Here is a 25215-nt window from a genome sequence, read left to right as displayed (position 1 = left end):
GCTACGGCCATTCAAGGTAATCGGGGTATTCGACTTGAACATCGGCATTCAGGGCATCCGCCTCCGCAGAGCCGCCGGCGTCGCCATGACCACCGGCGCCGTGATCGCCTCCGGGGTCCTCCACGCTGCGCCCGCGCAGGCCGCCGCCGCGCCTTCGATCGTCGCCAAGGGCGGCTTCGTGATGAACGACGCGAACGGCAAGTCGCTGTACACCAAGGCGGCGGACACCCGCCGTTCGACCGGTTCGACGACGAAGATCATGACCGCGAAGGTCGTGCTCGCGCAGAAGAACCTGAATCTGGACGCCAAGGTCACGATCCAGATGGCGTACAGCGACTACATCGTGTCGAAGAACGCCTCGTCCGCACGCCTGATCGTCGGCGACAAGGTCACCGTGCGCCAGCTGCTGTACGGGCTGATGCTGCCGTCCGGCTGCGACGCGGCGTACGCGCTCGCCGACAAGTTCGGCACGGGCTCGACGCGTTCGGCGCGCGTGAAGTCGTTCATCGGCAAGATGAACGCGGAGGCGAAGAGGCTGGGGCTGAAGAACACCCACTTCGACTCGTTCGACGGCATCGGCAACGGCAACAACTACTCCACGCCGCGCGACCTGACGAAGATCGCCAGCAGCGCGATGAAGAACTCCACGTTCCGCACGATCGTCAAGACGAAGAAGTACACGGCGAAGACGACCACGAAGACGGGCAGCACCCGCACGATGGCGCCGTGGACCAACACCAACACGCTGCTCAGCAACTACAGCGGCACGATCGGCGTGAAGACCGGCTCGGGCGCGACGTCCAAGTACTGCCTGGTCTTCGCGGCGACGCGGAACGGCAAGACCGTCATCGGCACGGTGCTCACGTCGTCCTCCGCCGCCCAGCGCGAGGCGGACGCCAAGAAGCTCCTGGGCTACGGCTTCGGCAAGGTCTGACCCGCGCGGACGCGCACGTGACGGGGCCCGCCGACACCGGCGGGCCCCTCGCCCACCCCGGCAGGGGCCCCCGGCCGGCCCCGCCACCGTCCACACCGCGGCGGTACCGAACCCTCCGGCCCCGGAACCGTCCCCGAGCACGGACATGACGCAGGAGCCGGCGCCCACCCCGTCCGGCTCGCGGCCCGAACCGAGCCCCGGCACGGCTCCGGACCCGGACCACGCACCGCCGCCCCCACCGGCGACCAAGCTGGACGGCCGGCCGTCGGACGCCCGCCGCACGTGGGAGCGCGAGCGGCTCAGGCAGCCCGCCCCGGACAGCGGGGGCGGCTTCGACGTCAAGCCCGCCCACCTCTACTACACGTCCGCGCTGATCCGCGACGAGCAGTTCACGTTCCACAAGACCGCCGTCCAGCAGGTGGAGGACGTGCACTACCGGCAGGCAGCCGGCAAGGGAGAGAGGGCGCGGACGACTTCGCGGCGGCCTACCAGGAGGTGGCCAAGAAGTTCCTGGACGTGTGGGCCAAGGGCGTCCGGAGCATCGGCGGCGTCTCGGTTGGCCTGACGGACACGGCCAACACCTATGTGGCCGCCGACTGGCACTCGCGCGGCATGCACGGTCCGCCGCCGCGCCGGGATCCCCCGATCGGGGTCGGCAACGTCTCGTACGGGCCCGTCGCCTCCATCAAGTGGACGGGCACCGGGGACGGCACGGACACGGAGTTCCTGGCCGGAATCGGCGAAGTGCCCGACTTCCTGGCCGATTTGATCAAACCGGCCGTCGAGGAGGGACTTCGGCTCGGCAAGACCCACGAGATCACACCCGGTGCCCGGACGGACGACCTGCGCAGCATCGGGAACGCGTGGGAGGCGGCGGGCAAGGCTGCGCAGGAGTCCGCGGACCGCCTCACCGACTGCATCCGGTACCTGACCGACGACGGCAACGGCGAGTGGCAGAGCGCCACGAACGGCTTCTGCCAGTCGATCTGGGGGACCACGGCCTGGGGCAGGAAGTGGAACGAGGACGGCACCCCCGTGCCCCCGAAGCAACAGGGCGGCCGCGACTGGCGTACGAACTTCAAGGAGAGCCCGGCGAATCGACGCCCCGTCATCGAGGTCCTCAAGAAGACCGGCGACGCGATGAAGAGGGAGTTCCACGATGTGGCGGACGCCGCCGAGAAGTGCCGGGAGACCACCCAGCGGCTCGCGATGGAGGCCACGAAGGCGACGGTCAGGCATTTCGTACCGGACGGTTTCAGCTGGGACGAACTCACCAAACTGGCGGCCGTCCTCACTTTCGCCGAGGTCGTGCTCGTCTTCCGCTCCCACATGGACGAGTCCGGTGCCGACAAGGCCGTGGAGGCGTGCCACAAAGCTTTCCACGAGGGAGCCGAACAACTGCGGAAACTCCTGCCGGAACTCCAGGAGGCCTGGCTCAGCGCACCCACGTACGAGGCGGGGGAGGCGCGCGCGGAGGCCTTCGGGGCGCGGGCTCTGAACGAGTTCAAGGCGGAACACAAGTGGAGCACACCGGGAGACGCGGACCGCGGCGTCTACAAGGTCGACCTGGCGTCGACGGAGTGGCTGGAGAACTCCCACACGATCGGCAAACACGTCGGCCTCGACGACAACCAACTGGCCCAGCGCCTGCGGGACGACCTGAAGAAGCCGCCGCGACCGGGGACCGAATGGCCCCACGGACAGCCGAAGGTCGGCGAGGCCTCTTCTTTCAAGGACCTGGAAACGGCGCAGAAGCTGACGCAGTACAACATCGACCGGAACAGCGGTGCCATCAAGGAATGGATCGCCGGTGAGCGGAAGGACGGCGATCGAATCGATATCCGTGTATCCGAGACGCCGCACGGTCCGAGCGGCCGCAGCATTGACAAGGAGGCACTCAAACGTGATCCGTTCCCAGTGGAATCCGCAAGGGATGTCAATGGAGTCGAGACGCGCCTCGTCTACAACGAGGACCTCGACCCGCCCTTCACTGTCATGACTTCGATGCCGAAAGACGTGAAGACGGGGGAGAAGTAGGATGACGCGCATGGCATATCAGGGACCGGTCGACTACTCGCACCTCGCTGGCGCTCGTATGCTCCTGGACCGCTATGACGGCTGGAGCCGGCGAATCCCCGACGACCCTGCACAATGGCAGGAGGAACTCTTTCCGCTCCTGCGCGGGATCCGGAGAGCGGTGTCGGACGGTGGGCGCAACCTGTGGGAGATCGCAGCGGAACTCCGTATGGCCGCCGACCTCTACGAACAGTTCCCCGACGGCTCTCACCGGGCGTTGCAGTGGATTCCTCAGGCAGCTACCGAGGAGCGCACAGCCGAGACACTCCGGCAGATCGCTCGCCACCTGGAAGAGTGGGACGCCCACGTCGACAGGCGCGCCTATTTTGAAGTACCCCTAACCACGAGGGAGCTGCTTCTGCGTTTTCCGCGTTTCGAGCAGATCCTCCCGATCTATTTCGGCCAGGACGGTGTCGCGATCAGTGATGACATGCAGGATGCCACGACGGAAGAGGGCATCCGCATGTACATCGAGGAGACCCACCCACGCTGCCCCTGGGAGCTGCCGAGTGTGGTCTCCGAGTGTTACCAGGCCATCGCCCTGTTCCACACGGAGGAACAGATGGACCGGTTTTTCTGCACCGAGGCCATGGGAGGCGGAGCGGGAGGCTCCGATGACTTCGTCGAGTTCTTTCCCCGGTTCGCCCGCATGTGCATCGAGCACTTGAAGGAAGCCCACTCACCCCTGTGGGAACCGAAGCGGCGCCGGCCCTCGATCAAGACCGACTAGATGCGCACCCGAACCGCCACCTACCCCGACCGCGCGACGGCCCAGTGGGCCACCCAGCAGGTCGTCACCGCCAACGAGCAGCTCATCCACCGCTGGCTGGCCCGGTCCGCACGGCCCCGGCTGACCATCGAGGCATCCTGGCCGTCCCTCGACGAGCCGGTCGGACGGGTGCTGCTGCAGGCGATGATGCTGGCCGGCCGGGGGCCGGTGGACGTACGCGCCGCGCGGGTGATCCTCAAGCGGGATCCGTCCCGACCGCACGGCTTCACCGTCCACGCCACCTTCCCGATCCACCTCTGAAGCCCCGTAGAGGCAGCCCACCGTGCCCCTGAGCCCTCTCGACCACGACCGCCGCCACGGCGAACTGGACCAGGTCGTCCGCGCCTACCTCGGTCAGCCCGCGAACGACACCCCCGACGGGCCCAGCCGGGCCCTGACCGCCTACCTACGCCACACCTGGCACACCCGTCCCTGGGCCCTGGCCACCGCCGAACGCCAGCTGCGCGACTACGCCGACAACCCGCCCGGGCGCCTCCGCCTGCGTCTGGGCGAGTTCTACGCGATCCCCGACGTCGGTCTGCCCGAGGGGGAGATCCGGCAGTGGCTGTACTGCCTGGCCGACCACATCGGACACAGCATCGAGCAGGGCGAGGTCCCGGCTCCGTCCGCCCCGGCCACCCACTGGGAATGGCACGCCCGTTTCCCCGAACTCGCCCAGTTCCTCGGCGGATGGTTCTCCCAGGACATGCCGGACGAGTTCGACGACCACGACGCGGCCCTCGAGGACTACCGCACCGCCACCGACCCCCACCTGACCGCCCGCCTCGTCGGCGAACTGCACGAACTGCTCGCCCTCGACCTCGACGAGTCCGACTACGCCCTCGCCCTGGCCGAACTGGGCATGGAGGTCGACCCGCCCGCACCGTACGCCCCGAGCGGCTGGCTCGCCCTCGTCGCCGACCGCCTCGGCGCGAGGAGGACGCGGGAAAGCTCCTGAGCCACGACCCCGGCAAGGTCCGGCCCCCGGGTCCACGCGGACCCCCCGGGACACGGGCAGGGGGCCACCGGTGCCGGCGGCCCCCTTTCCCATGCTCCGCCCGCCCACCGGCCCCGTGCGGGACGACGGGGAACGGGCGGCGGAAAAAGGGGACGCCGTCACACCGCCCCGATCAGGGAGTCGAGGACGAGCTTCTCGGCGAAGTAGAAGACGCCCGCGAACGCCGGGGCGAGCGCGGCGCACAGCCAGGGGCGGGGCACCCGGGCACGGGCCAGACGGACGGTCAGGAAAGCGGTGAGCAGGGCGCCGGCGGCCAGGAAGACGGCCGCCTCCGTCCAGTAGCCGAGGGCCAGGCCCAGCCAGAGCCCCTCCCCCAGCACCACCATCGCGACGGCCGCGCCGGCCACCGCCCGCACGTCCCCCCGCCCGCGCCGCACCGTCCACCCGGCCCACCCCAGCAGGGGCCCGCCGGCCAGCCCCGCCACCGTCCACACGGCGGCGGTGCCCAGTCCTCCGGACCCGAAGTCGTCCCCGAGCGCGGACGTGACGTAGTAGCCGGCGCAGGTCGCGAGCATCATCAGCGGACCGCTCCGGACGGCGAGCGGCCGGGAGCGGATCAGCGCCCCGGCCGCGGCGGTCCACAGGATCCAGGTGGACACCGAGTTGGTCGCCCGCTCCAGCAGGACGGTCGTCCCGTGCAGGGTGTACGTCGCCCAGCCGAGCAGCAGCCCGAAGGCCACGACCGCGGTGAGGACGGTGACGGGGGTGTCGCGGCGGAAGGCGGTCGCGGTAACCATGCCCGGCACTATACACATGACGTATACGCGGGGTGTATAGCGCTCGGGGCGCCCCGGGAGGCGTTCTCCACGCCACGGGCCCGGCGCTCCACGGTACGGCTCAGGGCCGGAAACGCCGTCCGCCGCCGTCACCGGGGCGGTTCCTCGCACGGAACGTGCGGCGGTAGGCGTCCGGGGGCACGCCGACCGTGCGGTGGAAGTGCCGGCGCAGCGTCGCGGCGGTGCCCATGCCGACGGCCGCCGCGACGGTGTCGATGCCGTCGTCGGTGGTCTCCAGCAACTCCTGGGCGCGCCGGATCCGTTGGGTCAGCAGCCACTGCAGCGGGGTGGTGCCGGTCACCGCCCTGAAGTGGCGGCCCAGGTGGCGCGAGCTCATGCCCGCCCGGCGGGCCAGGTCCGCCACGGTCAGCGGCCGGTCGAGCCGTTCGAGCACCCAGGGGAGCAGTGCGGCGAGGGGGTGGTGGCCCGGGGCGGGGACCGGGGTGGTGACGAACTGGGCCTGTCCGCCGTCCCGGTGCGGCGGCACGACCAGGCGGCGGGCGACCGCGTTGGCGACCGCCGAGCCGCGGTCGAGGCGGACGAGGTGCAGGCACAGGTCCATGGCGGCGGCCTTGCCGGCGGAGGTGAGCACGCCGCCGTTGTCCACGTAGAGGACGTCCGGGTCCACCTCGACCTCCGGGTGGCGGGCGGCCAGGACCCCGGTGTGCGCCCAGTGCGTGGTCGCGCGGAGCCCGTCCAGCAGGCCCGCGGCGGCCAGCACGAAGGCGCCCGTGCACAGGGAGACCAGGCGCGCGCCCGCCTCGTGGGCCGCGCGCACCGCGTCGACCAGCTCGGCGGGCGGGGCCTCGTCGACGTCGGCCCAGCCCGGGACGATCACGGTGCCGGCGCGGGGGAGGTGGTCGAGTCCGCGGTCGGGCTCGAGCAGGAACCGCCCGGCCCGCACCGGTCCCGGCCCGCAGACGACGAGGTCGTACCAGGGACCCTCCACGCCGTCCGGGGCGGCGCCGAAGACCTCCTGCACCAGAGCCAGTTCGAAGTGCAGCATCCCGTCGGTGACGGCCAGCGCGACAGTGTCCATGTCCGGAACTGTACGGGTCGTGTCGTTCCGGACACTCGTGCGGGACGCCCGCCCCCGCCAGGATGGTCGCGACGGAACCGGCCGGACCAGCGGCCCGGCGGATCGTTCGAGCGGGGGAGGCACCCATGGCGGCGGGACCCGAGGTGGCGGTGTACGGCGCGTACGGGCACACCGGGCGCTTCGTGGTGGAACGGCTGCGGGAGCGCGGGTTCGTCCCGGTGCTCTCCGGCCGCGACGCCGACCGGCTGAAGGAGCCGGCGTACGGAACCGGGTCGGACGCCCGCCCGGCGGCGGTCGACGACCCCGCCTCGCTCGACCGCGCGCTGGCCGGGACGGCGGCCGTGGTCAACTGCGCCGGCCCCTTCGCCACGACGGCCGCCCCCGTGATCGAGGCGGCCCTGCGCGCCGGGATCCCCTACGTGGACGTGGCGGCCGAGATCGAGGCCGTCGCCGACACGTTCGCCCACTTCAAGGACCGCGCCCGCGCCGCGGGGGCCGTGGTCGTCCCCGCCATGGCCTTCTACGGCGGCCTCGGCGACCTGCTGGTCACCACCGCCATGGGCGACTGGACGGCCGCCGACGAGGTGCACGTCGCCTACGGGCTGAGCGGCTGGCACCCCACCGCCGGGACGCGTGCCGCGGGCGCGGTCTCCCGCCGGCGGCGGGACGGCCGGAGCGTCCGCCACCGCAACGGCCGGCTGGAGTACCACCGGGACGAACTGCCCGCCCTGGAATGGTCCTTCCCCGCCCCGATGGGCCCCCGGACCGTCCTCGGGGACTTCACCATGGCCGACGTCGTCACCGTCCCCAGCCACCTGCCCGTCCCCGAGGTGCGCACCTACATGACGGTCGAGGCGGCCAGGGACGTCGCGGCCCCCGACACCCCGGCGCCGGCCCCGGCCGACGGGCACGGGCGGTCCGCGCAGACCTTCCTCGTCGACGCCGTGGTCCGCTCCGGCGCCGTCGAACGGCGCGCCGTGGCGCGGGGCCGGGACATCTACGCCGTCACCGCGCCGCTCGCGGTGGAGGCGGTCGACCGCATCCTCACCGCACGGACCAGGACGACCGGGGTCGCCTCCGCCGGCGAGATCTTCGACGCCCCCGACTTCCTCCGCGCACTGGCTCCGCACGTCACCGTGGAACCGCGCCCGTAGCGGACGCTCCCCGGGTCCGCCGGGCCCGGGGCCGACCGGGCCGGCGCCGCGCCGTCCGTCGTGCACACTCCGTTCAGCCGGTACGACCGTTCTCGATCTTCTTCGCTCGCGATCGTGAACATCCCCGAACCGGGTGGCACGTGCGCTCCGCCCCTCCCTGACGCGTGCCTCCGGCTGCCGCGCGCGCACGCCTGCGTCCACGCGCGGGGCGGGGCCGGGGACGGGGCTCCGGTGTACGTGCTCCACCGGGTCTGGCCCGGGAACGGCGGGCTCCGGGAACGGCGGGAGGGGCGTCGCCACGCGAACGTGCGGCGCCCCTCCGGTGACGAGCCTCCTCGGCCCACGGGCTCACGCCCAGGTGATCAGCCGCTTCGGCTGTTCCAGGACCGCGGCCACGTCGGCCAGCACCTTGGAGCCCAGCTCGCCGTCGACCAGGCGGTGGTCGAAGGAGAGGGCCAGGGTGGTGACCTGACGGGGCTTCACCTTGCCCTTGTGGACCCACGGCTGGGGCTTGATCGCCCCGACCGCGAGGATCGCGGACTCGCCGGGGTTGAGGATCGGCGTGCCCGTGTCGACGCCGAAGACGCCGACGTTGGTGATGGTGACCGTGCCGCCCTGCATCGCGGACGGGGAGGTCTTGCCCTCCCGTGCCGTGGACACCAGTTCGCCGAGGGATGCGGCGAGTTGGGGCAGCGTCTTGGCGTGGGCGTCCTTGATGTTCGGGACGATCAGGCCGCGCGGGGTGGCCGCCGCGATGCCCAGGTTGACGTAGTGCTTGACCACGATCTCCTGGGCCGCCTCGTCCCAGGAGGCGTTGATGTCGGGGTTGCGCCGGATCGCGACCAGCAGGGCCTTGGCGATCAGCAGGAGGGGGTTCACGCGGAGGCCCGCGAACTCCTCGTCCCGCTTGAGCTCCTCGACCAGCTTCATCGTGCGGGTCACGTCGACCGTCACGAACTCCGTGACGTGCGGCGCGGTGAACGCCGAACCGACCATCGCCGCCGCCGTGGCCTTGCGGACGCCCTTGACCGGGATGCGGGTCTCGCGGGCGGTGTCGTACGACACCGGCGCGGGGGCGGCGGGCGCCGGGGCGGGGGCCTGGGCCTCCGGCTCGGGAGCCCGCGTCGCCTGCGCCGCGGAGACCGCCGCGTGGACGTCCTCGCGGGTGATGATGCCGTCCGGGCCGGTCGGGGTGACCGTGGCCAGGTCGATGCCGAGGTCCTTGGCCAGCTTGCGCACCGGCGGCTTGGCCAGCGGGCGCGACCGGTCCGGAGCGGGCTCGGCGACCGCGGCGACGGGCTCGGGGGCCGGGGCGCGGCCGTTCAGCTCCGTCTGCGCGGACGCCGCCGCCTGCGGGGCGGGGGCGGTCTCCGGTGCGGTCTTGCGCGGGCGGCGGCGCGTGGAGGACGCCGCCACGCCGTAGCCGACCAGCACGGGCTGGCGGCCCGAGCCCTCGGCCTCCGGCTCCCGCGGGGCCGCGGCGGGCTGTGCCGCGGGCGCGGGGACCTCGGCCGCCGGTGCCGCGCCGCCCGCGACCTCCACCGCGATGATGGACGTGCCCACGTCCACCGTGGTGCCCTCGGGGAAGTGCAGCGCGCGGACCACGCCGTCGTAGGGGATCGGCAGCTCGACGGCCGCCTTCGCCGTCTCGACCTCGCAGACCACCTGGCCGTCGGTGACCGTGTCACCGGGCTGGACGTACCACTTGAGGATCTCGGCCTCGGTGAGGCCCTCGCCCACGTCCGGCATCTTGAACTCGCGTACGGACGCGTTCGTCATCGTCGTCACGGCCCTCTCCTCAGTACGCCAGCGAGCGGTCGACGGCGTCCAGCACCCGGTCGAGGTCCGGGAGGTAGGACTCCTCCAGGCGGGCCGGCGGGTACGGGGCGTGGTAGCCGCCCACCCGCAGCACCGGGGCCTCCAGGTGGTAGAAGCAGCGCTCCGTGATCCGCGCGGCGATCTCCGCGCCGGAACCGAAGAACACCGGGGCCTCGTGGACGACGACCAGCCGGCGCGTCCGCTCCACCGACGCCTGGATCGCGGTGAAGTCGATCGGGGAGACCGAGCGCAGGTCCAGCACCTCCAGGGAGCGGCCCTCCTCGGCCGCCGCGGCCGCGACCTCCTGGCACAGCTTCACCATCGGGCCGTAGGCGGCCAGGGTGAGGTCCGTGCCCCCGCGGACCACGCGCGCGGCGTGCAGCGGGCCGGGGATCGCCTCGGTGTCCACCTCGGCCTTGTCCCAGTAGCGCCGCTTGGGCTCGAAGAAGATCACCGGGTCGTCGCTCTGGATGGCCTGCTGCATCATCCAGTACGCGTCCGACGCGTTCGACGGGGAGACGATCTTCAGGCCCGCCACGTGCGCGAACAGGGCCTCGGGGGATTCGGAGTGGTGCTCCACCGCGCCGATGCCGCCGCCGTAGGGGATGCGCACGACGACCGGGAGCTTGACCTTGCCCAGCGAGCGGGCGTGCATCTTCGCGAGCTGCGTGACGATCTGGTCGTACGCCGGGAAGACGAAGCCGTCGAACTGGATCTCCACCACCGGGCGGTAGCCGCGCAGGGCCAGGCCGATCGCCGTGCCGACGATGCCCGACTCGGCGAGCGGGGTGTCGATGACGCGGCTCTCGCCGAAGTCCTTCTGCAGCCCGTCCGTCACCCGGAACACGCCGCCGAGCTTGCCGACGTCCTCGCCCATGACGAGGACCTTGGGGTCTTCCTCCAGGGCACGCCGCAGCGACTCGTTGATCGCCTTGGCCAGGGCCATGTTCTTGGAGGTCATGGTCTGCGCCATCTCACTTCCCCCCGTCCGCGTCGGCGAACGACGCCTGGTAGGCCGCGAACTGCGCCCGCTCCTCGTCCACGAGGGCGTGCCCGTCCGCGTACACGTTCTCGAAGATGGCGAAGAGGTCCGGGTCCGGCATGGCGCGGACCGCTTCGCGCACCCGTTTGCCCAACGCCTCGCTCTCGCTCTCCAGCTCCGCGAAGAACCCCTCGTCCGCGTGGTTCGAGGACTCCAGGTAGCGGCGCAGGCGCAGGATCGGGTCCTTGGCCTCCCAGGCCAGCCGCTCCTCGTCGCCCCGGTAGCGGGTGGGGTCGTCGGAGGTGGTGTGGGCGCCCATGCGGTAGGTGAACGCCTCGACCAGCGTCGGGCCCTCGCCGGCGCGGGCCCGCTCCAGGGCCCACCGGGTGACGGCCAGGTTCGCCAGGACGTCGTTGCCGTCCACCCGGATGCCCGGGAAGCCGAAGCCCTGCGCGCGCTGGTACAGCGGGACGCGGGACTGCTTCTCGGTGGGTTCGGAGATCGCCCACTGGTTGTTCTGGCAGAAGAACACCACGGGGGCGTTGTAGACCGCGGAGAAGGTGAAGGCCTCGGCCACGTCGCCCTGGCTGGAGGCGCCGTCGCCGAAGTAGGCGATGACCGCGCTGTCCGCGCCGTCCTTGGTGACGCCCATCGCGTAGCCCGTGGCGTGCAGCGCCTGGGAGCCGATGACGATCGTGTACAGGTGGAAGTTGTTGCCGTTCGGGTCCCAGCCGCCGTTGTTGACGCCGCGGAACATGCCGAGCAGGTTGGTCGGGTCCACCCCGCGGCACCAGGCGACGCCGTGCTCGCGGTAGGTGGGGAAGACGTAGTCGTCGTCGCGCAGGGCCCGGCCGGAGCCGATCTGCGCCGCCTCCTGGCCGAGCAGCGAGGCCCACAGGCCCAGCTCGCCCTGGCGCTGCAGGGAGGTGGCCTCGGCGTCGAAGCGGCGGGTGAGCACCATGTCGCGGTACAGACCGCGCAGCTCCTCGGCCGTGACGCCGGCGACGTACGGGTCGAACTCGGCGTTCTTGACCCGCTTGCCCTCGGGCGTCAGCAACTGGACGAGGGCGGGCTCGCCGCTCCTCCCGGTGCTCTTCCCGGCGCCCTTCCTGGCGCCGGTGGCCTTCTTGGTGGTGCTGGTGGTGCGCTGGGTGCCGGTGGCGCCGGCTTTGGTTCCGGCGCTGCGTCGCGGTGTGCGCGCGGCAGTGCTCTCCACGGTCACGTGTGCTCCTCCGTCGATCCGGCCCCCGGGGTTGCCGGTGGGCCTGGGGGTCCCCCCTGCTCGTTGGAGCGTGGGGAGGCTCACCTGTTCTCGACCACCGGGCACGGGGTGGGTGCCGCTCGACCGGGAACAGGCGTGACAGGTGCCCCGGCGAGCGCCCTGCAACAAGCACGTTACCCAGTGCTCCACATATCTGTGAAACCCTCCCTGACCTGCGTTTTTGCTTGGATTTCCAAGTAAATCCACAAGAGCTGGAAGGCGCACTGGTCACAGCCTCGCAGGAGGCCGGAGCAACGGCACGTTATCCCGGTCACCCCGGGCACGGGAAGAGCCGCGCCCCACGACCGGCGTCGATTGGAGCACCCTACGTGATCGGTAATGACCGTGTGTGACAAGGGCCAGCTCAGGGGTCCCTCGGGTTGCCCTAGCATCTGCCGCGTGTCGCCCCTCCGTGTACCACCCCCCGTACCGCACGCGCCCCCGCTGGGCGCACTGCTGCGCCGCTACGCCGCCGGCTCGCCCCTCAGTTGCCGCCCGGTCGAGGAGGGCCTGCTCAACCGCGGCTACCGATTGCGCACGACGCGCGGCCGGTTCTTCCTCAAGCACCACTTCGACCCCGAGACCGCCGACCCGGCGGCCATCGTCCGCCAGCACCGGGCCACCCGGCGCCTGGCCGGCCTCGGGGTGCCGGTGGCCCCGCCGCTGCCCGGCCGGGACGGGCGCACCGTCGCGGTCGTCGGCGGTCACGCGTACGCCCTGCACCCGTGGGTCGACGGCCGGCACCGGCACGGCGGGCAGCTCACGCCGGGCCAGTGCGCACGGCTGGGGTCGCTGCTGGGGGTGGTGCACGCCGGACTGGAGCGCGTGATGCCGGCGCACTCGCGCGCCGGGTCGGCTCCCCCGGAGAGCGCCGATCCGGCGGACACCTTCGCGCTCATCGACGACCTGCTCACCCGCGTGCGCCGGCACCGGCCCGCCGGCTCCTTCGACGCCCTCGCCCGGCACCGCCTGCTCGAGCGCCGCGCCCTCCTGGAGCGGCACGCCGACCGGCGTCCGCCGCGCGGGGGCGCGGTGGGGTGGGTGCACGGGGACTTCCACCCGTTCAACGTGCTCTACCGGGGGGACGCGCCCGCCGCGATCGTCGACTGGGACCGGCTGGGCGTGCGGCCCCGCGCGGAGGAGGCGGTGCGCGCCGCGGCGATCTTCTTCGTCCGGCCGACGGGCGCGCTCGACCTGCGCAGGGTGCGGTCCTACGCGCGCGCGTACCGGCGCGCCTCGGGGGCGACGCCCTCCCAGCTGGCGGCGGCGGTGCACCGGGTGTGGTGGGAGCGCCTCAACGACTTCTGGATGCTCCGCTGGCACTACGAACGCGGGGACACCCGCGCGGACTCCCAGTTCCCGGCCGCCGCGGCCCTGGCGGTGTGGTGGACCCGGGAGTACGACGCGGTGTGCGGGGCGTTCGCGGGGTGAGGGACCCGCCCGCCGGCGGGCGGGTCAGCCCGGGAGCCCGCCGGGGTCGCCCGCCCCGGCGTTCGCCCCGCCGGCGTCGGCGCCGCCCGCGTCGGCCCCGCCGTCCCCCGTGCCGCCGCTGTCCGTGCCACCGGAGTCCGCGCCGCCGGGGCCCGTGCCGCCGGGGCCCGTGCCGCCGGGGCCCGTGCCGCCGGGGCCGGTGCCGCCCGTCTCGGTCGGCTGCGTGCTCGGCAGCGGGTTGCTCGGCTCCTGGGACTGCGGCTGCGACGGCGTCTCGGACGGCGTGTACGGCTGGTTCCAGCCGCCGCCGGAACTCGAGCCGTTGCCGTTGCCGTTGCCGGTGCCGGTGCCCGGGTTCCGGTCGGTCGGGTCCTCGGTCTCCTCGTCCTTCGGGCTCTCCTCGTCGGCCGGGTCCTCCTCGGCGCTCTGCGAGACGGACGGGGAGGTGGAGGGCTTCTCCTTGGTGTCGCCCCCGCCGCCGCCGTTCAGCGCCAGCGCGACGCCCGCCGTGACGGCGATCACCGCGAGCACCGCGAGCAGCCACAGCTTGCCGCGCCCGCCGCCCTGGTTGCCGTGGCCCTCGAAACCGCCGTCGTCCCCGCTGCCGTACCCGGCGGGCAGGATCGGCTGCGGGATCGCCGCCGTGCCGGAGACGTCCGGGTGCGGCATCACGCTGGTGCCCGCGAAGCCCGCCGCCGGGGTGTGCCGGCCCTCGTGCGTGCCCACCGGGCCGGTGTTCCAGGTGCCGGTGTGGCCGCCCTGCTCGTAGAGCATCTGCAGCGCGTACTGGACCAGCCCGCGCATCTCCTCGGCCGTCTGGAACCGGTCGTCCGGGTCCTTGGCGAGGGAGCGCATGACCAGCCCGTCCAGCTCGGGCGGGCAGGCGTCCGAGGCCTCCGACGGGGGCGTCGGGATGTCCTGGACGTGCTGGTAGACCACCGACAGCGGCGTCTCACCGGTGAACGGGGGGCGCAGCGCCAGCAGTTCGTACATCAGGCAGCCGGTGGCGTACAGGTCGGAGCGGTGGTCGACGGCCTTGCCGAGCGCCTGCTCCGGCGAGAGGTACTGCGGGGTGCCCATGACCATGCCGGTCTGCGTCATCGTCGTGGACGCGCCGTGCATGGCGCGGGCGATGCCGAAGTCCATCACCTTCACGGCGCCGTTGTTGGTGATGATCACGTTGGCCGGCTTGATGTCGCGGTGCACGATGTTGTGCTGGTGCGAGTAGGCCAGCGCCTCCAGGACGCCCGAGACGATGATCAGCGCCTGCTCGGGGCCCGGCGCCTCGGCGTTCATCAGCAGGTCGCGGATGGTGCGGCCCTCGACCAGCTCCATCACGATGTACGGGACCGACTGGCCGCCGACGGTGTCCTCGCCGGAGTCGTACACGGCGACGATGGCGTGGTGGTTGAGACCGGCCACCGACTGCGCCTCGCGCGTGAAGCGGGCCTTGGAGGTCGGGTCCTCGGCGAGGTCGGAGCGCAGCAGCTTGACGGCGACCGTGCGTCCGAGGCGCACGTCCTCGGCCGCGAACACCTCGGCCATGCCGCCCCGGCCGAGCCTGTGGGTCAACCGGTACCGGCCGTCGCCGACGAGCCCGCCGTTGCCCCAGGTGTCCGGCGCGTCCGACATGCCGCCGCCAGTCGCCTCGGGGTCGGACGGGCCCTGAGCGCGCTGCTGCTGTGCCATCAGTCCTCGCCGTCGTTTCTGCCCGCGGTGCGCGCGGTGTTGTCACGGTCTCCGTCGGCCACGCTACAGCCTCCGCGCAAGCCTCCGGTCCGGGACGGGCTGCCGGGACCGGCACGAGACGGACCGGTCATGAAACCCGCTCTCCGTACCGTCGTGCAAATTCCGGGTGCCGGTCGCACGGCCCCTGTAACGCTTCCGCGACACTTCCCTCGCGTACGGTCACGGAACGGGCCCCGTGCTTGACGTGCCGATGGCCTGGGGCAGACTTGGCCGGGAATAGCACGTGGGATCCACGACGGACAGGTCACCGACGGCGGCGCCGGAGAAGGCTACGGGGGACGGGGAACATGAGCCAGGACGGCGCACAGGGCCGGGACGCGGGGCGGACTCTCGCCGGCGGGCGGTACCAGCTGCGGGACCTGCTCGGCCAGGGCGGCATGGCCTCGGTGCACCTCGCCTACGACAGCGTGCTCGACCGGCAGGTCGCCATCAAGACGTTGCACACGGAACTCGGCCGGGAACAGGCCTTCCGCGAGCGCTTCCGCCGCGAGGCCCAGGCCGTGGCGAAGCTCACGCACACCAACATCGTCTCGGTCTTCGACACCGGCGAGGACGACGTGGACGGCATGACGACGCCGTACATCGTCATGGAGTACGTCGAGGGCCGCCCGCTGGGCTCGGTGCTCGACGAGGACGTGCGGCAGCACGGCGCGATGCCCGCCGACAAGGCGCTGAGGATCACCGCGGACGTGCTGGCGGCCCTGGAGATCAGCCACGAGATGGGGCTGGTCCACCGGGACATCAAGCCGGGCAACGTGATGATGACCAGGCGCGGCGTGGTCAAGGTGATGGACTTCGGCATCGCCCGCGCCATGCAGTCCGGCGTGACGTCGATGACCCAGACCGGCATGGTCGTCGGCACCCCGCAGTACCTCTCGCCGGAGCAGGCGCTCGGCCGGGGCGTGGACGCGCGCAGCGACCTGTACTCGGTCGGCATCATGCTGTTCCAGCTGGTCACCGGCCGGCTGCCGTTCGACGCGGACTCGCCGCTGGCCATCGCGTACGCGCACGTGCAGGAGGAGCCGCCGACGGCGTCCTCGGTCAACCGCTCGCTGCCGCCGGCCGTGGACGCGCTGATCGCCCGTGCCCTGAAGAAGAACCCGAACGAGCGCTTCCCCAGCGCGGAGGCCATGCGCGGCGAGTGCCTGCGGGTGGCGCAGTCCTTCCAGGCGGCCCCGCCGAGCATCGTCCCGGGCACCCGGGCGCCCAGCGGCGCGGGCGTCGGCTCCGCGGTGTTCCCGCCGGTCGACCGGACGGACCCGGCCCCCGCGGGCCACGTCCGAACGCCGTACCAGCCGGCCCCGCACGCGCATCCGTACGGCACCCCCGGCGCCCCGGCGCCGTCCCCCGCGTACGGGTATCCGCAGCAGGGCGGCTACCCGACGCACCCCGCCCCGTCGGCGTACTCCCCGCAGCCGGGTCCGTCGACCCCGCCGCCGTACACCATCTCGCCCCAGACCTCGGTCCAGGGCGGCCCGGGCGGCGGCCGGAACAACAAGCCGGTGGTCATCGGCTCGATCGTCGTGTCCCTGCTCGCCGTCGGCGGCCTGGTCGCGGCGCTGACGCTGAACGGCGGCGGCGAGGAGGACCGGGCCGGGGACGGCGGTGCCTCGCCGTCGGCGTCGGCGGGCAAGGCGGCGGGCTACCGCGGACCGGACCTGTCCAAGACCATGGACAAGGAGGAGTGCGAGGAGCCGAAGGAGTCGTACAACGACCCCGACAAGATCCGGCTCCCGAACTTCAAGTTCAAGAACATCGCGTCGGTCAAGGAGTGCTTCCAGGCGGCCGGCTGGCAGTACGAGGTGCTCCCCGTCGACGAGAACACCTACGGCGACGGCGCGGTCATGCGGCAGGTCCCGGCCGCGGACACGGATGTCGACGAGGACGACGTGCCCAGGATCCAGCTCTACGTCTCGACGGGCAACCCCCCGTCCTGACCCCGGCCCGCACCCGGTGCGACGAAGGGGCCCGGCGTCCGACGCCGGGCCCCTTCCGCGTGGTCCGTGCGGACCGGGTGCGGGTGACGGTTACAGGTACGGTCCGCCCGAGCGGGCGCCCGGGTGGGATTCCTCGTGGCTGTCGCCGCTGAGACCGGGCGGCAGGGCGCGGCGCATCTGCTCCAGCTGGGCGCGCGCGGCCATCTGCTGGGCGAAGAGCGTGGTCTGGATGCCGTGGAACAGGCCCTCCAGCCAGCCCACCAGCTGGGCCTGCGCGATCCGCAGTTCGGCGTCGCTCGGGGTCGCCTCGTCCGTGAAGGGCAGGGAGAGCCGCTCCAGCTCCTCGACCAGCTCCGGTGCCAGACCGTCCTCCAGCTCCTTCACCGAGCTGGCGTGGATCTCCTTGAGCCGGGCCCGGCTGGCCTCGTCCAGAGGAGCGGCGCGCACCTCCTCCAGCAGCTGCTTGATCATGCTGCCGATCCGCATGACCTTCGCGGGCTGCTCCACCTGCTCCGTCACCGGTGTCTCACGGGAGTCCTCGTCCCCGGCCCCGCCACCGAGCGCCATACCGTCCTGGCCCACGACCAGGATCTGCGGCTTCTCCGACGACCGTTCGTTCCTCGGCATCTCCATACCGACATTCTCTCGCACCCCGGGGACTCCCCGGGGCGGTGCCCCCCGCAGAAGCGCGGTCCGCCGGACCGGCGCGGCCGGACGCGCCCCCGCCGTGCGGGATCACCCCGACGGACGCACCGGAGATGACCGCCCCGCGGGGGAATGCCAGGCTGTTGGCGTCCATCCGTCCCATCTGGCCGGCGGGGTGCACGCGCACCGGTCGGCACGGGAGGTCACGGCCATGACGCCATGGCTGCGCGCAAGGGGGGCGACGGGGGCGGGGCTCGCCCTGCGGGCGGGGCTCGCCCTGGGAGCGGGGCTCGCCCTGGAGGCGGGGGCGGTGGCGGTGCCGTACGGCTCCGTCGTGGCGCCCTTCGGCCCCTATGCGGCACACGCGGCCGGGGAGGCGCCGGACGCCGGCGCCGTGTCCTCGTCCTCCTCCCCCTCCGCCTCCCCCTCCGGGGAGCCGTCCCGGGCCGGGAGCCTGGCCGGTGAGGGGCGGGAACGGCCCGGACGGCGGGAGACGGCCGAGGAGACCCCGCGCGACACCTGGCAACGGGAGAGGGGCGACCCGGACGAGGCGGACGACCGGGACCCGGACGAGGCGGACGACCCGGACCCGGACGTCCCGCCGAGGAAACCGGGCCCCGATGCCGGGAGGCCGGACGCGGCGGACGTCGGAGGCCGGCCCGACGGGCCGCGCGGGAGGGACGACGACACCGCCCCCTGGGCACCGGCCTCGCGGGAAGCGGCTCCCGTGTCCTCCGCGCCGTCCCGGACGTCCGCGCCGGACTCCGCCGCGAGCGCCCGGCACCCCGCCGAGCCCGTCCTGCGGATCCTGCCGCTCGGCAGTGGCCTGGTGCTCATCGGCCTCGGCCTGGGACTCGCCATCGTCGCGCTGCGCATGCGCCAGGGCAGCGGACTGTCCTGAACCCGGTCCGAAGCGCCCGCCCCGGACCGGGTCCCGGCCCGGCGCCGCTCAGCGCGCCGTGACCAGCAGCACCTTTCCGACGTGGCCGCTGTCCTCCACGACCCGGTGGGCGGTCGCCGCGTCCGGCATCGGGACCTCGCGGTCGACGACGGGGCGGACGTGACCGTCGGCGATGAGCGGCCACACGTGTTCCCGTACGGCCGCCACGATCGCCGCCTTCTCCTCCAGCGGCCGGGCCCGCAGCGAGGTCGCGCTGACGGCGGCCCGCTTGCTCAGGAGGGCCCCGATGTTCAGCTCGCCCTTGGCGCCGCCCTGCATGCCGATGATCGCGAGCCGGCCGTTGACGGCGAGGGCCCGGACGTTGCGGTCCAGGTACTTGGCCCCCATGTTGTCCAGGATGACGTCCGCGCCGGCGCCGTCGGTGGCCCGCATCAGCTCGGCGACGAAGTCCTGCTCGCGGTAGTTGATCAGGATGTCGGCGCCGAGTTCGGCGCAGCGGTCCAGCTTCTCCCCGGTCCCCGCGGTGACGGCGACCCTGGCGCCGACGGCCTTGGCGAGCTGGATCGCCATGGTGCCGATGCCGCTGGAGCCGCCGTGCACGAGGAGGGTCTCGCCGGGGCGGAGGTGGGCGACCATGAAGACGTTCGACCAGACCGTGCAGACGACCTCCGGGAGCGCCGCCGCCCGCCTGAGGTCGAGCCCCGCGGGGACGGGCAGCAGCTGACCGGCCGGGACGGCCACCTTCTCGGCGTAGCCGCCGCCGGCCAGCAGCGCGCAGACCTCGTCGCCGACCGCCCATCCGCCCACGCCGGGGCCGACCTCGACGATCCGTCCGGAGCACTCCAGGCCGGGGTACGGGGACGCGCCGGGCGGGGGGTCGTAGAAGCCCTGCCGCTGGAGGATGTCGGCCCGGTTGACGGCCCCGGCCACCACCTCGACCAGGACCTCGCCCTCGCCGGGCACGGGATCGGGGACCTCGTCCCACACCAGCGCCTCGGGCCCACCGGGTTCGGGAATCGTGATCGCATGCATGAGGGGGACGGTACCCCCCGGGGCGGGAGTCCCGGCGGCAGGACTCCCGGGGCGCGGCGGAGGCCTCCGGGGACGGGCGGGAGGGTCGCGGGCCGGGTGTCCCGCGCCCGGGGGCGGGCCCGCCCCGGCCGTGCGACCGGTTCGTGGGGAGCGGCCCGTGCGGGAGCGATGAGTTCGCGCGCCGGTGAGGGTCTCCCCTGACGCAGCCCCCGCACGCGGAAGGATTCCCGGCATGAGCACGCAGACGTCCGGCCCGGCGATCGAGACCGCCGGCCTGGTCAAGACCTTCGGTGGGACCCGGGCCGTCGACGGCGTCGACCTCGTCGTACCGGCCGGCACGGTGTACGGGGTCCTCGGACCGAACGGCGCCGGCAAGACCACCACCGTGAAGATGCTCGCCACCCTCCTGCGGCCGGACGGCGGCGAAGCCCACGTCTTCGGTCACGACGTCGTGCGCGAGGCCGACGAGGTGCGCGGCCGGGTGAGCCTCACCGGCCAGTACGCCTCCGTGGACGAGGACCTCACCGGCACCGAGAACCTGGTCCTGCTGGGCCGGCTCCTGGGCCACGGCAAGTCCGCCGCCCGCGCCCGCGCCGCCCGGCTCCTGGAGGCCTTCGGCCTCACCGAAGCGGCCGGGAAGCAGGTCAAGCACTACTCCGGGGGCATGCGACGGCGCATCGACATCGCCGCGTCCATCCTCAACACCCCCGACCTGCTGTTCCTGGACGAACCCACGACCGGTCTGGACCCGCGCAGCCGCAACCAGGTGTGGGACATCGTGCGCGCCGTCGTCGCCCAGGGCACGACCGTGCTGCTGACCACCCAGTACCTGGACGAGGCCGACCAGCTGGCGTCCCGGATCGCCGTCATCGACCGCGGCAGGGTGATCGCCGAGGGCACCAAGGGCGAGCTGAAGGCGTCCGTCGGCGCCGGCTCCGTCCGTCTGCGGCTGCGGGACCCGGGCCGGCGGCCGTTCGCCGCGGACCTGCTGCGCCGCGTCCTCGGCACACAGGTGCAGGAGGACCCCGACCCGGTGGCGCTGACCGCCCGCCTCGGTGCGTCCGCGCGCCACGACACCGCCGCCGGACAGGCCGCCCGCGCACTGGGCGAACTGGCCCGCGCCGGCGTCACCGTCGACGACTTCTCCCTCGGCCAGCCCAGCCTGGACGAGGTGTTCCTCGCCCTCACCGGCCACGACACCCACGCATCCGGTTCCGGCTCCGACCACCCCCACGACCCGAAGGACGAGGTGGCGGCATGAGCACCGCGACGACCGTCAAAAGCACCGAACTCGCCCCGGTCAGCGCCGACTCCCTCGCCGCGCTGCTGGTCGCCGGGGAGCGCCCGCCGCGGCCCGGCGCCTGGTCGGCCTCGATGACCTTCGGCTGGCGCGCGGTCCTGAAGATCAAGCACGTGCCGGAGCAGCTCTTCGACGTCACCGCGTTCCCGATCATGATGGTGCTGATGTACACCTACCTGTTCGGCGGGGCGCTGGCCGGGTCGCCGAAGGAGTACATCCAGTTCCTGCTGCCGGGCGTCCTGGTGATGTCGGTCGTGATGATCACGATGTACACCGGCGTCTCGGTCAACACGGACATCGAGAAGGGCGTCTTCGACCGGTTCCGCACCCTGCCGATCTGGCGGCCGTCGACGATGGTCGGCTACCTGCTCGGCGACGCCCTGCGCTACACCGTCGCCTCCGTCGTGATCCTGACCGTCGGCATGGTCCTCGGCTACCGCCCCGGCGGCGGGGTCGCCGGCGTGCTCGTCGGCATCGTGCTGCTGGTGGCCTTCGCGTTCGCGTTCTCGTGGATCTGGACGATGTTCGGACTCATGCTGCGCACCGAGAAGTCGGTGATGGGCGTCAGCATGATGGTGATCTTCCCGCTCACCTTCCTGTCCAACGTCTTCGTCGACCCGAGGACCATGCCGGGCTGGCTCCAAGCGTTCGTCAACAACAGCCCCGTCACCCACCTCGCGTCCGCGGTGCGCGGACTGATGGCGGGCGACTGGCCGGCGGACGAGATCGCCTGGTCCCTGGGGTGGTCGGGCCTGTTCGTGCTGGTCTTCGGGCCGGTCACGATGCGGCTGTACAACCGCAAGTGACGGCGGCGGCCCGGGACCCGGCATCCCGCGTGCTCCCGGGGGCCGGGGGCACGCGGGGCGCCGGGCGGGGGCCGGGGGCACGCGGGACGCCGGGTCCGGCGGGTCGGGCCGGGCCCCGGGAGCCCGCGGGGTGCCGGACCCCGCGGGCCGTGGCCGGGGCCGTGCTCAGGGCCGGGGGAGCGGGCGGATGTCGGGCGCGATCTGCGTGCCCGGTGTCACCCGCACGATGGTGATCAGCCGGTCCGTCAGCTCCAGGGTCCCGACGTCCGGGTCGTCGTAGCCGAGCACCCGGTGCCCGCGCACCACGCTCACCACCAGATCGTCCACCTCCCGCGGTGTCCTGCCCACCTCGGCCTTTATGACCGGCCGCTCGACGATGTCGAGTCCCGTGCCCTGCTGGATGAGGTCCTCCATCACCATGCCGGCCGCGGGGCTGAGCACGGACAGACCGAGCAGCCGGCCGGCCGCGCTGGCGCTGGTGATGACCGCGTCGGCCCCGGACTGCTTCAGCAGCGGCGCGTTCTCCTCCTCGCGCACGGCGACCACGATCTTCGCGTTCCGGTTGAGCTGGCGGGCCGTCAGCGTCACCAGCACGGCCGTGTCGTCGCGCTGCGTGGCGATGATGATCTGCTTCGCCCGGTACACCTCGGCCCGCTTCAGCACCTCGCTGCGCGTGGCGTCCCCTATCACGCCCGCGAAGCCGTCCGCCGCGGCCGCGTCGATCGCCTTCTCACTGGGGTCGACCACCACGACCTGGTCCTTCCGCAGCCCCGTGGCACAGACGGTCTTGATCGCGGACCTGCCCTTGGTGCCGAACCCGACGACAACGGTGTGATCGCGCAACGTGGACCTCCAGCGGTTCAGTCGCCACTCCTCCCGGGTGCGTTCGGTGAGGGCCTCGAGGGTGGTGCCGACCAGGATGATCAGGAACATCACGCGCAGCGGCGTGATGACGAAGATGTTGGTCAGACGGGCGCCGTCGCTGACCGGCGTGATGTCGCCGTACCCGGTGGTGGAGAGGGTGACGGTCGCGTAGTAGAAGGCGTCGAGGAGATCGACGGGCCCGTCGGAGTTGTCGGTGTAGCCGTCGCGGTCGGCGTACACGATGAGCGCCGTCACCACGAGCACCACCAGTGCCATCGACAACCGCTTGGCGACCTGGCGGATCGGATGCTCCACCATCTTCCGCGGGAGCTTCACCCGGTGGGTCACCAGGTGTTCGTCCGCCTGGCGCGCTATGGCGTCCTGACCCGGAAGTTTCACGTGAAACACACCCCGATTCCCCCGGACGCCCACGGCAGATCGAGCAGTTCCGTCTTCTCGCCGGGTCGTGCCCCGCCCGGAGGGACGACGGCGAGCGCATCGGCCGCCGCGATGCCGCGCAGCATGGCGGGACCGTTGTAGAGCAGCGGCAGGGCCCGGTCGCCGCGCAGGGAGACGGGGACGAGCCGGGTGTCGTACGGGTGCCCCTGCACCGCGTCCCGAAGCGGCAGCGCGTACGGCTCCGGGGCGGGGCGGGCGGCGAGGGTCCGCAGCAGGGGCTCGGCGAGCGTGAGCAGGCCGGAGACGGCGGCGAGGGGGTTGCCGGGCAGGCCGACGAGATGCTGGTCCTCCCGGGTGCGGGCCAGGAGCATGGGGTGGCCGGGACGCACCCTGACGCCGTCCACGAGGAGTTCGGCGCCGATGCGGCGCAGCACGGGGTGGACGTGGTCGACCGGGCCGGCGGCGGTGCCGCCGGTGGTGACGACGACCTCCGCGCCGGACGCCGCGAGCGCCCCGTGCAGCGCGTCCTCGTCGTCGCCGACCCGGCGGACGGCGGTGACCTCGGCACCGAGCGCGCGCAGCCAGGGCGGCAGCAGCGGGCCGAGGGCGTCCCGGATCAGTCCGTCGTGCGGCAGGCCCTCGTTCAGCAGTTCGTCGCCGAGGACGAACACGTCGACGCGGGGGCGGGGGACGACGTGGAGCGTGTCGTACCCGGCCGCCGCGGCCATGCCCAGGACGGCCGGGGTCACCTGGGTACCGGCGGGCAGCAGTTGGTCCCCGCTGCGGCACTCCTGGCCGCGGGGGCGGATGTCCTGGCCGTGCGTGACCGTGTGCGGTGCTCCGGGGGCCGCGGTGACGTGCAGACGGCCCGTGGCGTCGGTGCGCCCGTGCTCGCTGCGGAGCACGGCGGTGGTGTCCGGGGGGATACGGGCACCGGTGGCGATGCGGACGGCCTCGCCGTCGGTGAGCGGAGCGTGCGCGGCGTGCCCGGCGAGGACCCCCTCGTCCCGGACGCGCCAGGGGCCCGGGCCGGAGACCGCCCATCCGTCCATCGCCGAGGTGTCGAACGAGGGCAGGTCGGTGAGGGCCGTGAGGGGGGCGGCCAGGGTGAGGCCGAGGGCCTCGGTCAGGGGCGTGGCCACCGGGGTCCGGTGACCGGCACGGCGGCCGTGGCGTGCGGCACGTTCGGCGAGGGCGCGGGCCTCGGTCCAGACGGTGGCCCGGTGACGGTGGTGCGGGGAGCGGGAGGCGCCGGGGAGGTGGCCGGGATCTTCGTTCACGAGGGCGAGCGCCTCCTCGACGCCGAGATCGTCGGCGTCCGCGTCGGTCCCGGCGGCGTGCGCGGTCATTCCGCGTCCGGGCGGCTGTCGGGGGTCGCGTCCGGCGCGGCGTCCGGGGACGGAGCGGCGGCGGCCTCCTCGTCCGCCCAGCGCAGCGCGAGGGCCTCGGCCCTGCGGGCCGCCTCGGCGACGGCCTCCCGGCCACCGCCCGCCCGGGCGGCCGCGTAGCCGACGAGGAAGGTGGTCAGCGGCGCGGCCGGCCGGGCCACGCCGTGGGCGGCGTCGCGGGCCAGGTCGAGCAGCACACCGGTGTCGACGTCCAGGTCGATGCCCAGTTCGTCCTTGACCGCGGAAATCCATTCGTCCAACACGTGCCCATGCTCCCTGATGCGTGCTCTGGCGGTGGCGATGTCGTCCCAGGTGTCGCAGTCGAAGGACGCCACCGGGTCCACGACGCGGGCGAGGTCGAGCGAGGCGGTCAGCCGGCGCAGGGGCAGCCCGGTCAGTCCGCCGTGCCGGCCGGTGAGCGCGGCCAGTCCGCGGCGCAGGGCCGGGCTCCGGTACGCGGCCACGAGCGGCTGGTCCCGGCCCTCGGCGTCGGTCAGCACCACGCCGTCGGCCGTGGTGCGGCCGAGGGTCTCCACCAGCCCTTCGACGGTGCGCCGGCCGAGGAACGGCAGGTCGGCGGAGAGCAGGACGACGCGGTCCGCCGTGGTGTGCCGGAGCCCGGCGTCGAGCGCGGCGAGCGGTCCGCCGCCCGGTGGCTCCTCGCGGGCCCAGACGACGGGCCGTCCGGTGGGCCGGGGATCGGCGACGACCACCGTGGTCCGGGCGGCGGCGCAGGCCGCGAGCACCCGGTCGAGCAGCGCACGCCCGCCCACGCGCACCCCGGGCTTGTCCGCGCCGCCGAGTCGCCGGGCGGCGCCACCGGCGAGCACGACGGCGTCGTACGCGGTGTCGTCCGCGGCGGGCGGCGTCCTGCGCGCGGGGTCGGTGCCGGCTCCGGGATCGCCGGGACGCTCGAACTCGGTCACCCCCCGAGTA

Annotated in this window: 22 protein-coding genes; 11 read left to right on the top strand and 11 right to left on the bottom strand. The window is 73.2% G+C overall.

Annotated features, from left to right (window positions below; translation table 11 throughout):
* Positions 1–34: 34 nt before the first annotated feature.
* From ACZ56B_RS17480 to ACZ56B_RS17460, 5 genes are all read left to right on the top strand, one after another.
* On the top strand, positions 35–934 hold the full coding sequence (locus ACZ56B_RS17480; protein WP_468790742.1) for a D-alanyl-D-alanine carboxypeptidase family protein: 900 nt from the start codon (positions 35–37) through the stop codon (positions 932–934).
* A 495-nt stretch (positions 935–1429) separates the two neighbouring features.
* Positions 1430–2971 carry an RNase A-like domain-containing protein gene (locus ACZ56B_RS17475; protein WP_468790740.1) on the top strand — a complete coding sequence of 514 codons (1542 nt, stop codon included), beginning with the start codon at positions 1430–1432 and terminating at the stop codon, positions 2969–2971.
* A gap of 10 nt (positions 2972–2981) precedes the next feature.
* The gene (locus ACZ56B_RS17470; protein WP_468790738.1) at positions 2982–3740 is read left to right on the top strand and encodes a hypothetical protein; all 759 of its coding nucleotides are present in this window, start codon (positions 2982–2984) and stop codon (positions 3738–3740) included.
* Positions 3741–4040, top strand: coding sequence for an RNase A-like domain-containing protein (locus ACZ56B_RS17465; protein ID WP_468790736.1), 300 nt, complete (start codon positions 3741–3743; stop codon positions 4038–4040).
* A 22-nt stretch (positions 4041–4062) separates the two neighbouring features.
* Positions 4063–4737, top strand: coding sequence for a contact-dependent growth inhibition system immunity protein (locus ACZ56B_RS17460; protein ID WP_468790734.1), 675 nt, complete (start codon positions 4063–4065; stop codon positions 4735–4737).
* A 158-nt stretch (positions 4738–4895) separates the two neighbouring features.
* On the opposite strand, the gene ACZ56B_RS17455 is transcribed toward ACZ56B_RS17460, so the two are convergent.
* The gene (locus ACZ56B_RS17455) at positions 4896–5534 is read right to left on the bottom strand and encodes a DUF6518 family protein (protein ID WP_468790732.1); all 639 of its coding nucleotides are present in this window, start codon (positions 5532–5534) and stop codon (positions 4896–4898) included.
* A 100-nt stretch (positions 5535–5634) separates the two neighbouring features.
* On the bottom strand, positions 5635–6612 hold the full coding sequence (locus tag ACZ56B_RS17450; RefSeq protein WP_468790730.1) for a helix-turn-helix domain-containing protein: 978 nt from the start codon (positions 6610–6612) through the stop codon (positions 5635–5637).
* Between the two features lie 125 nt (positions 6613–6737).
* Between ACZ56B_RS17450 and ACZ56B_RS17445 the strand changes: the two genes are divergently transcribed.
* Positions 6738–7766 carry a saccharopine dehydrogenase family protein gene (locus ACZ56B_RS17445; RefSeq protein ID WP_468790728.1) on the top strand — a complete coding sequence of 343 codons (1029 nt, stop codon included), beginning with the start codon at positions 6738–6740 and terminating at the stop codon, positions 7764–7766.
* Positions 7767–8114: 348 nt separating this feature from the next.
* On the opposite strand, the gene ACZ56B_RS17440 is transcribed toward ACZ56B_RS17445, so the two are convergent.
* From ACZ56B_RS17440 to pdhA, 3 genes are read right to left on the bottom strand one after another with little or no spacing between them, the layout of a single operon-like run.
* Positions 8115–9554 (bottom strand): dihydrolipoamide acetyltransferase family protein, encoded by a 1440-nt coding sequence (locus tag ACZ56B_RS17440; RefSeq protein ID WP_468790726.1) that lies wholly within the window; start codon positions 9552–9554, stop codon positions 8115–8117.
* Between the two features lie 10 nt (positions 9555–9564).
* A complete protein-coding gene (locus ACZ56B_RS17435) occupies positions 9565–10557 on the bottom strand; it encodes an alpha-ketoacid dehydrogenase subunit beta (RefSeq protein WP_468790724.1) in 993 nt (330 codons plus the stop codon).
* Between the two features lies 1 nt (position 10558).
* Entirely contained in the window at positions 10559–11788 is a 1230-nt protein-coding gene (gene pdhA, locus ACZ56B_RS17430) for a pyruvate dehydrogenase (acetyl-transferring) E1 component subunit alpha (protein ID WP_468790722.1), read from the bottom strand.
* Between the two features lie 438 nt (positions 11789–12226).
* Between pdhA and ACZ56B_RS17425 the strand changes: the two genes are divergently transcribed.
* Complete coding sequence (locus tag ACZ56B_RS17425) at positions 12227–13258, top strand: phosphotransferase (protein WP_468790720.1); 1032 nt, start codon at positions 12227–12229, stop codon at positions 13256–13258.
* Positions 13259–13282: 24 nt separating this feature from the next.
* Here ACZ56B_RS17425 and ACZ56B_RS17420 read toward each other — a convergent pair whose 3' ends face one another.
* A complete protein-coding gene (locus tag ACZ56B_RS17420; protein WP_468790718.1) occupies positions 13283–14947 on the bottom strand; it encodes a protein kinase domain-containing protein in 1665 nt (554 codons plus the stop codon).
* A 347-nt stretch (positions 14948–15294) separates the two neighbouring features.
* On the opposite strand from ACZ56B_RS17420, the gene ACZ56B_RS17415 reads away from it, so the two are divergent.
* The gene (locus tag ACZ56B_RS17415) at positions 15295–16944 is read left to right on the top strand and encodes a protein kinase domain-containing protein (protein ID WP_468790716.1); all 1650 of its coding nucleotides are present in this window, start codon (positions 15295–15297) and stop codon (positions 16942–16944) included.
* Between the two features lie 90 nt (positions 16945–17034).
* Here the strand turns inward: ACZ56B_RS17415 and ACZ56B_RS17410 are convergent, their stop codons facing one another.
* Positions 17035–17577: a bacterial proteasome activator family protein gene (locus tag ACZ56B_RS17410; protein WP_468790714.1), complete on the bottom strand. Its 543-nt coding sequence runs from the start codon at positions 17575–17577 to the stop codon at positions 17035–17037.
* 223 nt (positions 17578–17800) lie between these two features.
* Here ACZ56B_RS17410 and ACZ56B_RS17405 point away from each other — a divergent pair, with 223 nt between their 5' ends.
* Positions 17801–18490 (top strand): hypothetical protein, encoded by a 690-nt coding sequence (locus ACZ56B_RS17405; RefSeq protein ID WP_468790712.1) that lies wholly within the window; start codon positions 17801–17803, stop codon positions 18488–18490.
* A 48-nt stretch (positions 18491–18538) separates the two neighbouring features.
* On the opposite strand, the gene ACZ56B_RS17400 is transcribed toward ACZ56B_RS17405, so the two are convergent.
* Entirely contained in the window at positions 18539–19522 is a 984-nt protein-coding gene (locus ACZ56B_RS17400) for an NAD(P)H-quinone oxidoreductase (RefSeq protein WP_468790710.1), read from the bottom strand.
* 232 nt (positions 19523–19754) lie between these two features.
* Between ACZ56B_RS17400 and ACZ56B_RS17395 the strand changes: the two genes are divergently transcribed.
* Positions 19755–20783: an ATP-binding cassette domain-containing protein gene (locus ACZ56B_RS17395; protein ID WP_468790708.1), complete on the top strand. Its 1029-nt coding sequence runs from the start codon at positions 19755–19757 to the stop codon at positions 20781–20783.
* On the top strand, positions 20780–21628 hold the full coding sequence (locus ACZ56B_RS17390; RefSeq protein ID WP_468790706.1) for an ABC transporter permease: 849 nt from the start codon (positions 20780–20782) through the stop codon (positions 21626–21628). The genes ACZ56B_RS17395 and ACZ56B_RS17390 overlap by 4 nt, the downstream gene beginning before the upstream one ends.
* Before the next feature lie 165 nt (positions 21629–21793).
* Here the strand turns inward: ACZ56B_RS17390 and ACZ56B_RS17385 are convergent, their stop codons facing one another.
* The 3 genes from ACZ56B_RS17385 to ACZ56B_RS17375 are packed head-to-tail and all read right to left on the bottom strand — an operon-like array spanning position 21794 to position 25205.
* Positions 21794–22891: a potassium channel family protein gene (locus ACZ56B_RS17385; RefSeq protein ID WP_468790703.1), complete on the bottom strand. Its 1098-nt coding sequence runs from the start codon at positions 22889–22891 to the stop codon at positions 21794–21796.
* Positions 22888–24240 carry a molybdopterin molybdotransferase MoeA gene (locus ACZ56B_RS17380; protein ID WP_468790701.1) on the bottom strand — a complete coding sequence of 451 codons (1353 nt, stop codon included), beginning with the start codon at positions 24238–24240 and terminating at the stop codon, positions 22888–22890. The genes ACZ56B_RS17385 and ACZ56B_RS17380 overlap by 4 nt, the downstream gene beginning before the upstream one ends.
* Positions 24237–25205, bottom strand: coding sequence for an NTP transferase domain-containing protein (locus ACZ56B_RS17375; protein WP_468790699.1), 969 nt, complete (start codon positions 25203–25205; stop codon positions 24237–24239). Before ACZ56B_RS17375 ends, ACZ56B_RS17380 begins: the two co-directional genes overlap by 4 nt.
* Between the last annotated feature and the right edge of the window lie 10 nt (positions 25206–25215).

The organism is Streptomyces sp. NPDC034670 (assembly GCF_055574875.1).
The sequence above is the reverse complement of the archived record's forward strand: the minus strand, read 5'-3'. Positions and strand labels throughout refer to the sequence as shown.